Below are 13,023 nucleotides of genomic sequence, written 5' to 3'. Positions count from 1 at the left end.
GGGGAGTGATGCTGAACTCCAATGTGGTTTTTAAGATTCGTGAGATGGCCAAACAGGGTGAATCGGTGTGTGACATGGTTGTTGAGATTTGTGATTCGCTTGGCGTTGGGAAAGATGCTCGTGTGCCGGTAATTGCTCATTTGCGAGAGGCCTTTGGGCTTGGTCTCGCGGAATTGATGCCAATTGGGGCATGGTCGTTCTTTCCTGGTGGTACCTGGAGTCGCGAGGAAGTGGAGGCTCAAATAATGCCGTTGATCATCGGTAGTCGCGACAAATGGGATCGTTCGAAGTAGTTCGAAGTCTGTGTGACGAACTTGCCCGGCAGGCTGAATACTCGATCCGGGAATGCACGATCGAGTTCGGCGGCCCGAGCAGCTACGACAAGCCACCGCTCGCGGAGCGGTTGATCTCCATTCTCTGAGAAAGGTGCGGAGGGACGGAGCGCGCGAGAGCGATGACGCGGGTGCTCCCGTCATCCCATGGTGCGTGGACGCCGTAGAATCCGGCAGCCTCCATGGGACACGTCCACATCATCCGAGACTTCGCCTCTCCGCAGGAGGGGTTCTCCCGCACCGTCCGCATCTACACCCCGGACGCGTACGACCATGAGCCCCACCGGCGTTTCCCCGTGCTCTACATGCAGGACGGGCAGAACGTCTTCGCCCACCCCGAGTCCTCCATCTACGACACCTGGTGCGCCAACACCGCACGCGTTGATCAAGAGCGCCCAGAACGCGAGCGCGTCCTCCGGGTAGGGCACGCACGTCATGGTGCCGGATGAATTTGAGAGACCGTGGCGTGTGGCCTGCTCGGATTCCCGGGGAGTGAGGCCCCGAGAGCCCGTGGCGCGCCGTTTGCTTTGGCGTGCATCCGAAAGGAGCTTCGGATGCGTCAAACACGTCGTTGGATGGGACTTTGTCTGCTGGGCGCAGTGGGGTTGATCGGGTGCGGCGAGCCTCGCACCTACGAGGTGACCCCCCACATGGTTCCCTGCCATGGATTGGGGCCCTGGCTCTGTATCGATGCGAAGGAGGTCGGCTCCGGCGAGCGGCAGCTCTTCTATGAGGGAATCTCTGGCTTCTCCTTCCAGTGGGGCGTTGCCCAGACCATCGATGTGCGGGTCCACGATGTCGCGAACCCTCCAGCGGATGGGGCCTCCAAGCGGTACTCGCTGGAGCGGACCGTCAAGCGGAACCGGCTGCCCGAGGGCTCTCGCTTCCAGCTCGCGCTCACCGGGGATTTCATCTGGCCCGACAGGGGCTCTGGCATCTCGCTGCTGTCCACGAAGTTCGTCTGCGCGACGCAGGAGTTGTGCGGCGAGCTCGCCCGGCTGGCAGGAGATTCGACCCGGCGGTTCACGCTCGAGTTCAGCTACCCGAGCAGCTACGACAAGCCCCTGGTCGCGGAGCGGTTGATCTCCACTCCCTGAGAGTTCGGGCTATGTTGTAGGGACGCCGTAGAATCCGGCAGCCTCCATGGGACACGTCCACATCATCCGAGACTTCGCCTCTCCGCAGGAGGGGTTCTCCCGCACCGTCCGCATCTACACCCCGGACGCGTACGACCATGAGCCCCACCGGCGTTTCCCCGTGCTCTACATGCAGGACGGGCAGAACGTCTTCGCCCACCCCGAGTCCTCCATCTACGACACCTGGTGCGCCAACACCGCCCTTGAGCACATGGTCTCCGAGGGCCGTCTGGAGCCCTGGCTCATCGTCGCGGTCGACTCGACGTCCAACAGGCTCTCCGAGTACTCGCCCTGGGACGAGCCGCGCAGCCACGTCCAGGCCCGCGGCGGGCCCTACACCCGCTTCGTCGTCGAGACCCTCAAGCCCTACATCGATTCCACCTACCGCACCCGTCAGGGCCCCGAGTGGACGGCGGTCATGGGCTCGTCCCTGGGTGGCCTCATCTCGCTGTACCTCGGCTGGAAGCACCCGGAGCTGTTCGGCCGCATCGGCGGGCTTTCTCCCTCCGTCATGTGGGGCTGGAACCGGATGTTCTCCGAGTGGTCCGCCCACACCCGGCGCTGGTCCCGCATCTACCTGGATGCCGGTCTCCACGAGACCATCGATCCGGTCGGCTACACCATGTACTACGGCGAGGCCACGCGCGACTTCTTCCACCACCTCAAGAGCCTGGGCTACGCCGACCACGAGCTGTTCCTCGTGCTGGAGCCGGGTGGGCTCCACCACGAGAAGGACTGGCAGCGCCGGCTGCCACTCGCCATGCGCTGGTTGCTCGGCTGAGCGCCGGGCCCTCCGCGTTCAGCTCCGCGCCTGGATGAAGCGCACGGCCTCCTGCATGGCCGGCAGCTCCTGGTGACGGATGAGGTACATCTCATCCCCCAGGGCGCTCTTGAAGACGGCGGGCAGCTCGCGGTGCTGCAGCAGCGCCCCTCCCAGCCGGTCCACCACCTCCGCGTGCCGGTGGCGGTACTGCCTCCCCGTGCGCCGGCCGGCGTGACACACGTGGTAGCGGGGCGTGTACCGAAATCCGCTCAGGTCATCGCCGGTCATCATGCGGGCCCACAGGCGGTACACGTCCATGTCGCACGCGTAGTTCATCATGTCCGTCAGGAAGGCTCCCGGCGGGCGCAGGTTCGCCTCCAGCGCGACGTAGCTCCCGTCCGCGAGGCGGAAGAACTCGAGGTGGAACCAGCGCTCGCGCAGCCCGAGCGCGGCCACCGTCCGGCGGCCCAGCTCATCCAGCGCGGGGGGCAGCTCCTTGTGGCTCCAGATGGCCAGATCCTTCTGCTCGAGCACCGACTCCATGATGCCGTCGCTGTACTCGTGGCTGAAGGCGAAGATGATCCGTCCCTGCGCGTCGACGAGCCCGTCGTAGGTGACGATGGTGCCGCGCACGAAGGCCTGGGCGACGTAGCCGTTCAGGGACTCGGTGAAGGCCTCGTCCACCTGTGCGTCGTTGGAGACCTTGAAGGTACGGGCCGCGCCGACGCCCACGTCCGGCTTGAGGACGAGCGGGTAGCCGACCTTCCCGGCGAAGGCCTTCACCCCGGCGGCGTCCTTGACGGGGATCGCATCGGGGTGGGGGATGCCGGCCTTCTTGAAGACATCGTGCATGCCGAGCTTGGAGCGCAGCAGGGCGATGTCGGCGGGCTTCAGGCCGGGGACGTGGAAGTCCTCGCGCAGGTGCGACTCCACCTCGAGCCACGACTCGTTGAGCGAGTCGATGCGGTCGATGCGGCCGTGGCGCCAGGTGAGGTAGCCCGTGGCGCGCAGCAGGCCGTCGTAGTGGTTGAGGTTGGGGATGAAGAAGTACTCGGAGAGGGCCTCGCGCAGCTCGGGGCGGAGGGTGTCGTAGGGGGCGTCGCCGATTCCCAGCACGTTGACGCCCCGCTCACGCAGGGCCATGACGAAGTGGAAGAATTGAGGCGGGAAGTGGGGCGAGATGAAGACGACGTTCATGACTGCGCCTCCTGCGGCACGGCTTTCTGGCGGAGAAAACCAAGATAGCGGACTCTCCCGCTCCAACGACAGAGGTAATGACGCGAGGCGCCATCAAATCCGCCGCGTCACTCCTTCCAGAGCACCTTCCAGGGGTGCTTCTTGAGGTCCGACAGCAGTCCCCGCAGGTCGTCGTAGATCTGCTTGTCCTTCTGCAGTGCGCCCACCGTGCCCTCGCCGGCCTCGATGCGCTGGAGCAGCCGGTCCGCCCGCCCGGCGATCTGATCGAGCTTCTCGCCCGCCGCCGAGTAGCGCTCCAGGGCCAGCTTGAGTCGCTCGCCATCCTTCGTGTCCAGCTCGCTCGTCACCGCTGACAGGCCGTTGAGCGTCTTCGCCGCCGTGCCGGAGATGGCGGGCAGCTCGCGCTTCACCAGCGCCGCCGCGTCCGCCGCGTCCCCCAGCAGCCGCGCCCCCGCGCCTCCGGGCTGCATCGTCTCGCGAGAGACCCTCGCCAGCGTCCGCAGGTCCTTGGCCGCCGCGGACAGCTCGCCCGCCAGCGTCCGCAGGTCCCCCCGGTTCTCGTTCAGCACGCTCTCCATCGTGGTCGTCAGCCGTGACACGTTGGCCGCCAGCTTCCGCAGCCCCTCGGGGTCGTCCGCGAGCGCCCCGCTCGCCACGTCCAGGAAGGCCGAGAGCTGCTGGGCCACCAGGTCCAACCGCGGCGCATCCGTGCCCCGCAGGGCGACTCCCGAGGGCAGGGGAGGCGCGGACGCGGAGCCCGGGTTCAGCTCCAGGTACGGCTCGCCCAGCGGTCCCACCGTGGCCACCGTCACCCGCGTGTCCGCCCGCAGCGCCGCCTGCACCTCCGGCTGCACCCAGACGCCCATCCGCACCGGCAGCGGCCGGCCCTGCGCGTCCCGCCGGTCCGGCTGCAGGTGGATCTCCTCCACCCGGCCCACCGCCACGCCGCCCAGCTTCACCGGCGCGCCCTTCACCACGTTGCCCGTGTGCGCGAAGTCCACCGAGAGCACCGTCACGCCGCCCGTGCGCAGCTCGCCCATCAGCCACAGCAGCCCGAGCACGCCCACCAGTGCCGCCAGCACCAGCGCGCCCACCTTCATCTCCAAGCGACGCTCATCCATCCGTTGCGCTCTCCAGGAAGGGCGCCGTCAGGGCCCGCAGCTCGGGTTCCGAGGATGCCAGGAACGCCTCGGGCGTGCCCAGGAAGGCACAGCGTCCCCCTCCCACCACCAGTACCCGATCCGCCAGTGTCCGCAGCAGGTGGTAGTCGTGTGACACCACCAGTGCGCCCAGCCCTCGCGCCTTGAGTGAGGCCAGCACCCCCTCCACCTGCGCCGCCGCCCTCCGGTCCAGGCCCGTGGTGGGCTCGTCCAGCAGCAGGTACTCCGGCCGCAGCGCCAGGGCCCTCGCGATCGCCGCCCGCTTCTTCGCCCCGGGCCCCAGCTCGGTGGGCAGCCGATCCGCCGCGGACTCCAGTCCCACCTGGGCCAGCGCCTCGTGCACCGCGTCCGCCGAGAGGCCCGGGGCCGCCAGTGTCACGTTCTCCCGCAGCGTCCGCCAGTCCAGCAGCGCCGGGCCCTGCACCAGGTACGGCGCCCTCTGGCGCAACTTGCGCAAGGCCCGCTCGGGCAGTGTGTCCACCCGCTCGCCGAAGAGCTCCACCCGGCCCGCCACCGGCCTCAGCAGCCCCACCGCCAGCCGGCACAGCACGCTCTTGCCCGCGCCACTCGCTCCGGCCACGAAGGTCAGCTCGCGCGTGGACAGCTCCGCGCTCAGGCCCACCAGCGCCCGCCGGCCGGACTCGAACGTCACCGCCACTTCCGAGAAGCGCAGCATCCCGCTCACACCCGCAGCGCCTGGAAGCCCAGCGCCACCACGAAGTCGATCAGCAGGCAGCCGAGGCACGCCGCCACCACCCCGCGCGTGGTGGCCTCGCCCACCGCCTCGGCGCCTCCTCGCGCGGACAGGCCCGCCACCGCCGCCGCCAGTGGAATGTAGAGGCCGCAGCCCGCCGCCTTCACCAGTCCCGCCACCACGTCCCACCCGTCCACGTACCGCGCGTCCATGAAGGCCGTCCCGTCCACCCCGAAGCCCCAGCTCGCCGTGAACACCGCCGACAGCGTCGCCGCCATCGTCCCCAGGATGCACAGCAGCGGCACCCCCAAAAGCCCCGCCACCACCCGTGGCGCCACCAGGTCCGCGTGCGGATCTCCCGCCGACATCTCCAGCGCCTCCACCTGCTCGTTCACGCTCATGGTGGACAGCTCCGCGCCGTGGCTCGCTCCGCCTCGCGCCGCCGTCAGCAGCGCGGACATCACCGGGCCGAACTCGCGCACCATCAGCTCGAAGTACGGCGGGCCCACCACCGGCAGGTTCCCCGTCATCTTCCTCGCCTGGCTGTCCGCGATCGTCACCATCACGGCCCCGAAGAAGGCCATGCCCGACGTCACCAGCCACGCGCTGCGCCCGCCCAGCTCGTGCAACTGCCGCAGGCACTCGTGCCAGGACAGGCCATCACGCGCGCTCGCACGCACCGTGCGCGCGAGCATCAATGCGGGCGCTCCGAAGAATCTGAGGATGTTCATTCCGGGTGGGGGCCCTGGGGGAGCCATGAGCGTAGCGCGCCCGGCGCGGGGAGCGAAACCGCCCGGGCGCTCGGCTCACCGGATGCTCAGGAAGCTGTTCTCCCGCTCGTCGTAGAACACCACCGTCTGGCGGATCGGATCGAAGGCGATGGGGCCCGGCGCATCGAGCCGGGCGCTCGTCCCGGGGCCGGCCATGACGCTCCACTGCCCGCGCATCCCCGCCATCGTCGTGACGGAGAGCGTCCGCAGGTCCAGCGCGCGGATGGTGGGGCCTGTGAGGTCCGGTACCGTCGGCCCACCGCCCGGATCCGAGATGAAGAGGTAGCGGCCATCCGTGGTCAGCCCCCGCGCTCCGGCGAACCGCGCCTCCTTGCCGAAGCCATCCAGCGCGCCCAGGACGTCGAGCTGGCCGGCGATCGTGGTGACCTCGCCGGTGCCGATGCTGATCCGCCGCACGACGGAGCCGTCGCCGTCCAGCGTGTAGAGGAACTGGCCGTCACAGGCGAGGTCCCTCGGGTTCTCGAAGCGCGCGGTGCGGCCGGTGCCATCGGCCACCGCTGGCGGGCCGGCGCTGCTGTCGCCTCCCGCGAGCGTCGTGACGAAGTTCGTCGCCGGGTCCAGCTTGCGGATGCTGTGCGCCTTGTCATCGACGAAGAAGAGGGCCTTGCCGTCGGTGACCAGGGCCGCGGCGGAGAGGACCGCGGTCGTCGTGCGGGCACCATCCACCGCCGGGGTGGTCTGTCCGCTCTTGCCCGCGTAGAGCTCCAGGGTGGAGGAGCCCGGGGTGAGTCGGCGCACCGTACCGTCGACGAGGGCCACGTAGAGCATGCCCTCGAGCTGGGTGATGGCCACGGCCTGGCTGGAGAACGCGGCCAATTCCTCGGAGGCGCCCGTGTCGAGTGACACCTGGAACACGCGCCCGCCCGTGCGCGAGGTGGCGTAGGCGACTCCCGCATCGCCATCGGTGACGAGGTCGGTGACCTGGGTGTAGCGGGCCGTGGTCCCCGCGTCCGAGTAGGCGAAGGTGGTGTTGGGAGGCGCGCCCGCGTAGGTCGCCACGCCACTCGGGCTCGTGGTGAACACGGTGCTGATGCCCGTGATCTGACGCACCGCCGAATTTCCGGGCTCCGCGACGTACACCGTGGGGGAGGCGTTGAGTGCTCCGGTGGTCACCGCGAGCGAGTACGGCCGGTTGAAACGGGCGGCGAGCCTGTCCCCCACCGCGTCGACGTACCCCGCGCTGTAGTTGGCGCCAGCGTGGGTGGTGAGCGTGCTTCCGAAGATCACCCGGATGGTCTGGCAGCCCGGGTCCGCGACGAAGAGGAAGGTGTAGGTGCGGGGGCTGGGCACCAACACGGTCATGCGCCCCCAGGCGAGGCTGCGTGCCTGGTAGAAGGTGGCCGAGCCCAGGCCACCATCCGTCGGGTCCGAGCACCCGGAGTAGGTCGGACTCCCAGCGTAGGCCGAGATGGTCCCGGCCGGGTCGTCCACGCGCAGGATGATCTGGCGGCAGGCGAGGTAGTACGGGTAGGTGCCACCCAAGGAAGCCGTCACGCCTTCGCAGGGGTTCGAGCCGGCGTAGGCCGCCAGTTGGGCCGCGGTGGCCACCGTCTCCAGCGTGCCCGTGGCGGGAGCCCACCGGCGCAGGCCGTTGTCATCCAGCAGGAGCAGGGCCTGGGTATCCTTGCCCAGGCCTCGCAGGTTGGTGAATCCCGTGCCGGCATCCACCGTCTCCACCACGCCGCCATCAAGTGAGATGCGGCGGAGCACCTGCTCGCTCGACGTGCCCCCGTCCGACAGGAGCAGACGATCCCGCAGGTAGAGGTCCTGGTACTGGTCGAAGAACACTCCGTCCTCGGGCTGGACGAAGCGCGCCTGGGCCAGGGGACCGTCGACGTATTGCTTCACGAAGGGGGCACCCGCGACGGTGGAGGTGGTGCCATCCGAGAGCTGGATGCGGCGGATGGTGGCGTTATCCGTGTCCACCACGAAGAGCGTGCCCGTGCCCTGGGCGAGGGAGGTCGGCCCCTGGAAGCGGGCGGCGTTGCGCGGCCCATCCGAGTAGCCGCGCGAGCCCGGCACACCGGACACCACGGACACGCCGTTGAAGTAGCGGCAGGTGGGATCGCAGTTGTCGCCGTTGAGCGTGTTGCCGTCGTCGCAGACCTCGTCCGTCTCCACCTGGCCGTTGCCGCACGCCGGCTGGCAGTCGGTGTCGTTGTTCGCGTTGCAGCCGCTCGGGCAGCAACCGTCGTCCGCGACGCAGGCCGAGACATTGGCGCACACGCCCGCGTCCTCGACGACTGGCGCCTCTCCGGGCTGGCAACGCCCGGTGTCCGCCGCGCAGAAGTAGCCCGTGGGGCAACTGCCGTCCTCGTTGCACAGGACGCCGGAGTAGTCCTCCAGCAGCCAACCACACCCCGTGCTCACCACGAGGCAGCACATCCACAGGTGGAAGGGACGAAGGGTCATCGCGTGTCCTCTGGGTGAGGCGGCTAGAAGCGCCCGGCGGCACCGAGGGAGACTCCCCCGGGAAGCGGCGCGAGCGAGACGGTGGATGAAGGGGTGGAAGCGGTGTCTCCGGGCAGGAGCATCATCACCAGCCCGGTGCCGAGCGCGGCGAGCCCCACGGGCACCAGCACCGCGCCCGCGGTGAGTTGCGTCTCCGCCTGGGAGCGGGCCTTCACGGCGTCATCGGCGCGGAGCTCCAGCTTGCGCTGGTTGTAGGAGAGGGCGGACACGCCCAGGTACGCGCCAACGCCCGTCGCCACCACGCCTCCACCCATGAGGGCATAGGAGAGTGTCTTCGAACGCGGTGCCGCCGGGGTGGCGGTGGCCACCGCCGCATCCGGGGTGGCCGCGGCCGGTGCGTCGAGCGCGGATCGGGTGGAGGTCGGCTCCTGCTGGGCGGGTGTTTCCCCGCCGGGCTCCGGGGGCTTCTGCTCCGCCTGTTGCTTCGCCTGCAGGGTGGCCAGCTCGCGGCGCACTCCCTGACGCACGGTCTCGAAGTCGCGCTCCACCTTGGGGGACACCTTCACCGGCAGCGTTGCTTCCGGCCGCAGCAGCAGCCCCGTGCGGAAGGCGGCGATCGCGTCCTCCTTCCGCCCCATGTCCGCCAGGATGACGCCCTCGAAGAGCGACACGGTGACGTCGTCGTCCACGCTCCGCGTGTAGCTCTTCGCACGGCGGATCTGTTCGAGCGCGCGCTCGTACTCGAGGCTCTCGTACAAGCGAAGGGCGGCGTTCAGGTACGTGCGCAGGACCGGCTGCGGCTCCTCGGCGCGCGGCTGCTGTTGAGGTGGGGCTGGCTGCTGCTTCGGCGCGCGGCTCTTGGGGCGGGCCGCCCACGCGGAGGTCGTCGGGGTCGCGGACAGGACGAGGGCCAACGCCGCGGCGCCGGCACTCCGGAGGGGCAACAAGCGGGACATGGGCGTGACTCTACGAGAACTCCAGGCCGTTCGCTCGCCGTGAAACGGACTCCCGGCCTCACCTCAGCAGGAACGCGAGGGAGGAGGTGAGCAGGAAGTCCAGCAGGAAGATGGCCGCGCACCCCATCACCACCGCGCCCGCGGCCGCCTGTCCTACCGCCCGAGCGCCTCCGCGCGCCTGGATTCCCACCGCGGTGGACACCAGCGCGATCGCCAGCCCGAAGGCGCCCGACTTCACCACGCCGCCCAGCACGTCCGTCGCGTGCAGCATGCGCTCGAAGCTGTCGAAGAAGGCGCGCACCGGCAGCGCCAGCGTGAAGTAGGCAGCCACCGCCTCGAAGAGCACGGCCACCAGGAAGGTGAGGGTGGACAGGCCCGTCACGCTCACCGTCATCGCCACCACGCGCGGGGCCACCAGCACCGCGAAGGGATCCAACCCGATGCCGCGCAGGCCCTCGAGCTGCCCGCCCACCTGCATCGTCGCCAGCTCCGCCGCGTTGCGAGCCCCCAGCCGTGCCGCCATCACCAGCCCCAGCAGCAACGGGCCGAACTCCCACAGCACCGCGTACCCCGCCGCCCACCCGAGGAACGCCCGCGCCCCGAAGCGCTGCACGTACAGCGACGTCTGCACCACCACCGTCGCCCCCGTCAGCGCCGCGACCGCCAGCGTCAGCGGCAGCGAGCCCCAGCCGAACTCCTCCAGCCCGCGCAGCAGCTCGCGGCGATCCATCCGCCCGAGCCCCAGCACCGTCCGCGCCAGCACGAGCGCCAGCGCCCCCACCGACCGCACCGCGCCCAGCGCCTCCTGGCCGAGCCACACCAGCATCCCGCTCATGCGAGCGCCTCGTCCGTCAGCGTCTCCACCTCGGGGGACGGAGGGCCGTCGTAGACGAGCTGCCCCTCGCGCAGGTACAGCCAGCGGGAGAGGGAGAGCTCGGGGGGCGCATCGGGCGCGGCGACGATCAGCGTGCCGCTCCCGGCCACCTCCAGCAGCACCCGCGCCACCTGCCGCGCCGTGCCCGGGTCCAACCCCGCGAAGGGATCATCCGCCAGCAGCACCGAGGGCCTCGCCGCCAGCGCCCGAGCGATGCCGGCCCGCTTGCGCATGCCGCCGGACAGCCGCTCGGGCAGCGTGTCCGCGGCGTCCGCGAGTCCCACCGCGCGCAGCACCTCGTCCGCTCGTGCCTCCGCCTCCTCGCGTGGCACGCGCCGGCGCTCCAGCGGCAGCAGCACGTTGCCCCGCACCGTCATCGAGTCGAAGAGGGCATCCGTCTGGAACACCATGCCGAACGCCGCCTGGCGCACGCGCTTGTCCGCGGGCGTCATCCCGGCCACGTCCCCGCCCTTCCAGAGGACGCGGCCGCTGGTCGGCGCCACCAGCCCCGCGAGCGCCTTGAACAGCGTCGTCTTGCCCGCGCCCGAGCGCCCCATCACCAGCACGCGGCTGCCCGGCGGAAGGGTGCAGTCCACGTCCCGAAGGACGGGCCGCACCCCCTGCCGCACCGAGAGCCTGTCCGCGCGCAGCTCCATGAGCCTACGGGTTCTACTTCCCCCAGCGCGTCCACGTCCCGCTTCCGCCCGAGGCCCAGAGCTCATCGGGCTGGAGGGCATCGAGGGACAGGAGCGACTGGGTCGGATTGAGGGGCTCGCTCCAGGCCGTGCCATTGAAGCGGTGGAGATACGTGTTGCTCTTGTTGGAGAGGACGTAGACGAGGGTGGGGTGGAAGGCGACCACGTCCAGCAGATCCAATCCCGCGCCGGTGGGGGATGCCGGCTTGCTCCATGCTCCGTTCCTACGCTCGAGCACGAGTCCCTTGTCGCCCACGGCGTAGGCCAGTCCACCGTCGGTCATGGACACACCGCGCAGGTAGCCCGTGCCAAGATTGGTGGGCAGCTCCTCGGGCTTCCACTTCCCCGTGGCCATGTCGAGGCTGAAGGCGCGGGGCAGGGGGTTGATCAGCAGGTAGTCCTCGGCGCCCACGGCCATCAGCGTGTCCGGGCTCAGGCCGTGAATGCTCCGCAGATTCGCCGCCAGCCGCTGCATCTCCACCGGCGCGGAGGGCTCCGCCTGGGTGGCCGGCCATTCCCAGCGCAGCACGTGGCCGCCGCTGGTGACCGCGTACACCGTGGTGACGCCGTTGCGCTCGAATCCCACCAGGCCGTTGATGGTGCTCGTCACGATCTGCACCGAGGCGGTGACGCACGTCGCGTTCGACGCCGCGGTGGTGGTGGCGAGCGCGCCCTGGGCCCCGCCGAGGAAGACACGCCCGTCGCTCGGCCTCGCCCAGGCCGCCTTCCAATCTCCCGCGCAGCTGAATCGGGAGACGCGCGTCTGCGCACTCATGTCCACGTGCGCGAGCCTGCCGTTGTCGCCCGCGAGCCACGCCTTGCCCGGGGCGTAGGTCGTCACCACGGGCCACGACGCGCTCTCGCCGCTCACGGTCTCCGTCTTCCATGCATGCGAGCCGCAGACTCCGCCCTCGTCCACTCCGCCTTCGCAGTCGTTGTCGAGCCCGTCACACACCTCGGTGCCGCTCGCGAAGCGGAAGCGAGAGGCGTCGTCGCAGTCGCTCTGGGTGGACACCGCGCCCGGCGACGGCGCCTTGCAGGACTGGCCCGCGGACGTGCCAGCGTGCCCGTCCCCATCCCTGTCCACGAACCACTCCTTGGGAGCCTCCGTGCGGACACACGGGGCCGACGTCTGATCCGCGCTGCACGTCATGCGCGTGCCCCCGCAGCCGAGCTCCGCCTCGCACGAGGCGCCCACCTGGAAGTCGTCGTCCGCCTTGCCGTCGCAGTCCTCGTCCTGCCCGTCGCAGAGCAGCTCCGCCCGGCCCGGGCGCACGTTGGGGTTTCCGTCGTGGCAGTCCCCGGTCTGGGCCACCCAGCCCGTCGGCGGCGCGCACGCCACCGTCCCCTGCAGGGAGTTGCCGTACCCATCCCCGTCCTTGTCCTCGTAGTACGCGCGCTTGTCGGTGGCGTCGTCATCGCCGTTGGCGCAGTTGCTGTCCTTGCCGCCGCACCGCTCCTCGGCCCCGGGGTGCACGGTGGCGTCGGTGTCGTCGCAGTCCGTGCCTTTCGAGCTCGCCGAGACGTATCCGTCCCCGTCCAGGTCCTCCGCGCGCAGATCCAGGTACGCCGTTGCGGCGCCCTTCTCGGGCACCTCCACCACCTGCGAGCTGGTGGCCACCTCCGCCCCCGCGCACGACAGCTCGCGCGCGCTCGCCGTCACCCGCAGCGTGCGGCTCCAGTCCGCCTTGCGGAACACCGCCACCGTCTTGGTGTCGCTCTTCCCCTCGTCCACCGTGAGCTGCTGCGTCTCGGTGCGGCTCGGGTCCGCTTCGTCCAGTGCCGTCACAGTGAGGCACCCCGGGCGGAACGTCGCGTAGAACACCTCCACGCGCACGGCCCCCGCTCCGGCCTCATCCCGACTGCAACCGGCCAGCGCCAACATTCCTACCGTCACCAGGAATAAACGCATCGCTCGTGCATTCCCGGGCGCTTGGCGCCCGACGTGAAGAAAGCCTTCGTCTCCCTCCCCATTAGCTCGATGTGCGATGCAGCGTCCAGACGGGTGGGTTC

Annotated in this window: 12 protein-coding genes and 1 pseudogene; 4 read left to right on the top strand and 9 right to left on the bottom strand. The window is 70.0% G+C overall.

Features of this window, described 5'->3' with window-relative positions:
• The first annotated feature begins 8 nt into the window (after positions 1-8).
• The 4 genes and pseudogenes from JRI60_RS27945 (at position 9) to JRI60_RS27930 (ending at position 2,249) form a co-directional block, all read left to right on the top strand.
• Positions 9-293, top strand: a complete 285-nt coding sequence (locus JRI60_RS27945) for a hypothetical protein (RefSeq protein WP_204218930.1) — start codon at positions 9-11, stop codon at positions 291-293.
• A gap of 221 nt (positions 294-514) precedes the next feature.
• Positions 515-709: pseudogene (locus JRI60_RS27940) on the top strand (alpha/beta hydrolase-fold protein); the annotation flags it as partial.
• Between the two features lie 273 nt (positions 710-982).
• Positions 983-1,429: a DUF4377 domain-containing protein gene (locus JRI60_RS27935; protein ID WP_204218929.1), complete on the top strand. Its 447-nt coding sequence runs from the start codon at positions 983-985 to the stop codon at positions 1,427-1,429.
• A gap of 46 nt (positions 1,430-1,475) precedes the next feature.
• Entirely contained in the window at positions 1,476-2,249 is a 774-nt protein-coding gene (locus JRI60_RS27930; protein ID WP_204218928.1) for an alpha/beta hydrolase, read from the top strand.
• An 18-nt stretch (positions 2,250-2,267) separates the two neighbouring features.
• On the opposite strand, the gene JRI60_RS27925 is transcribed toward JRI60_RS27930, so the two are convergent.
• The 9 genes from JRI60_RS27925 to JRI60_RS27885 form a co-directional block, all read right to left on the bottom strand.
• Positions 2,268-3,428, bottom strand: a complete 1,161-nt coding sequence (locus tag JRI60_RS27925; protein WP_204218927.1) for an ATP-grasp domain-containing protein — start codon at positions 3,426-3,428, stop codon at positions 2,268-2,270.
• Between the two features lie 107 nt (positions 3,429-3,535).
• Complete coding sequence (locus tag JRI60_RS27920; RefSeq protein WP_204218926.1) at positions 3,536-4,549, bottom strand: MlaD family protein; 1,014 nt, start codon at positions 4,547-4,549, stop codon at positions 3,536-3,538.
• Positions 4,542-5,264 carry an ATP-binding cassette domain-containing protein gene (locus JRI60_RS27915; protein ID WP_204218925.1) on the bottom strand — a complete coding sequence of 241 codons (723 nt, stop codon included), beginning with the start codon at positions 5,262-5,264 and terminating at the stop codon, positions 4,542-4,544. The genes JRI60_RS27920 and JRI60_RS27915 overlap by 8 nt, the downstream gene beginning before the upstream one ends.
• 5 nt (positions 5,265-5,269) lie before the next feature.
• Entirely contained in the window at positions 5,270-6,013 is a 744-nt protein-coding gene (locus JRI60_RS27910) for an MlaE family ABC transporter permease (protein ID WP_204218924.1), read from the bottom strand.
• Between the two features lie 75 nt (positions 6,014-6,088).
• On the bottom strand, positions 6,089-8,485 hold the full coding sequence (locus JRI60_RS27905) for a hypothetical protein (RefSeq protein WP_204218923.1): 2,397 nt from the start codon (positions 8,483-8,485) through the stop codon (positions 6,089-6,091).
• 23 nt (positions 8,486-8,508) lie between these two features.
• Positions 8,509-9,441, bottom strand: a complete 933-nt coding sequence (locus tag JRI60_RS27900) for a hypothetical protein (RefSeq protein WP_204218922.1) — start codon at positions 9,439-9,441, stop codon at positions 8,509-8,511.
• Between the two features lie 58 nt (positions 9,442-9,499).
• The gene (locus JRI60_RS27895) at positions 9,500-10,276 is read right to left on the bottom strand and encodes an MlaE family ABC transporter permease (RefSeq protein WP_239469754.1); all 777 of its coding nucleotides are present in this window, start codon (positions 10,274-10,276) and stop codon (positions 9,500-9,502) included.
• The gene (locus tag JRI60_RS27890) at positions 10,273-10,971 is read right to left on the bottom strand and encodes an ABC transporter ATP-binding protein (protein ID WP_204218921.1); all 699 of its coding nucleotides are present in this window, start codon (positions 10,969-10,971) and stop codon (positions 10,273-10,275) included. Before JRI60_RS27890 ends, JRI60_RS27895 begins: the two co-directional genes overlap by 4 nt.
• 13 nt (positions 10,972-10,984) lie before the next feature.
• Positions 10,985-12,922, bottom strand: coding sequence for a putative metal-binding motif-containing protein (locus tag JRI60_RS27885; RefSeq protein WP_204218920.1), 1,938 nt, complete (start codon positions 12,920-12,922; stop codon positions 10,985-10,987).
• Positions 12,923-13,023 lie beyond the last annotated feature (101 nt).

Origin of the sequence: Archangium violaceum (assembly GCF_016887565.1) — a bacterium.
GTDB lineage: Bacteria > Myxococcota > Myxococcia > Myxococcales > Myxococcaceae > Archangium > Archangium violaceum_B.
The sequence above is the reverse complement of the archived record's forward strand: the minus strand, read 5'-3'. Positions and strand labels throughout refer to the sequence as shown.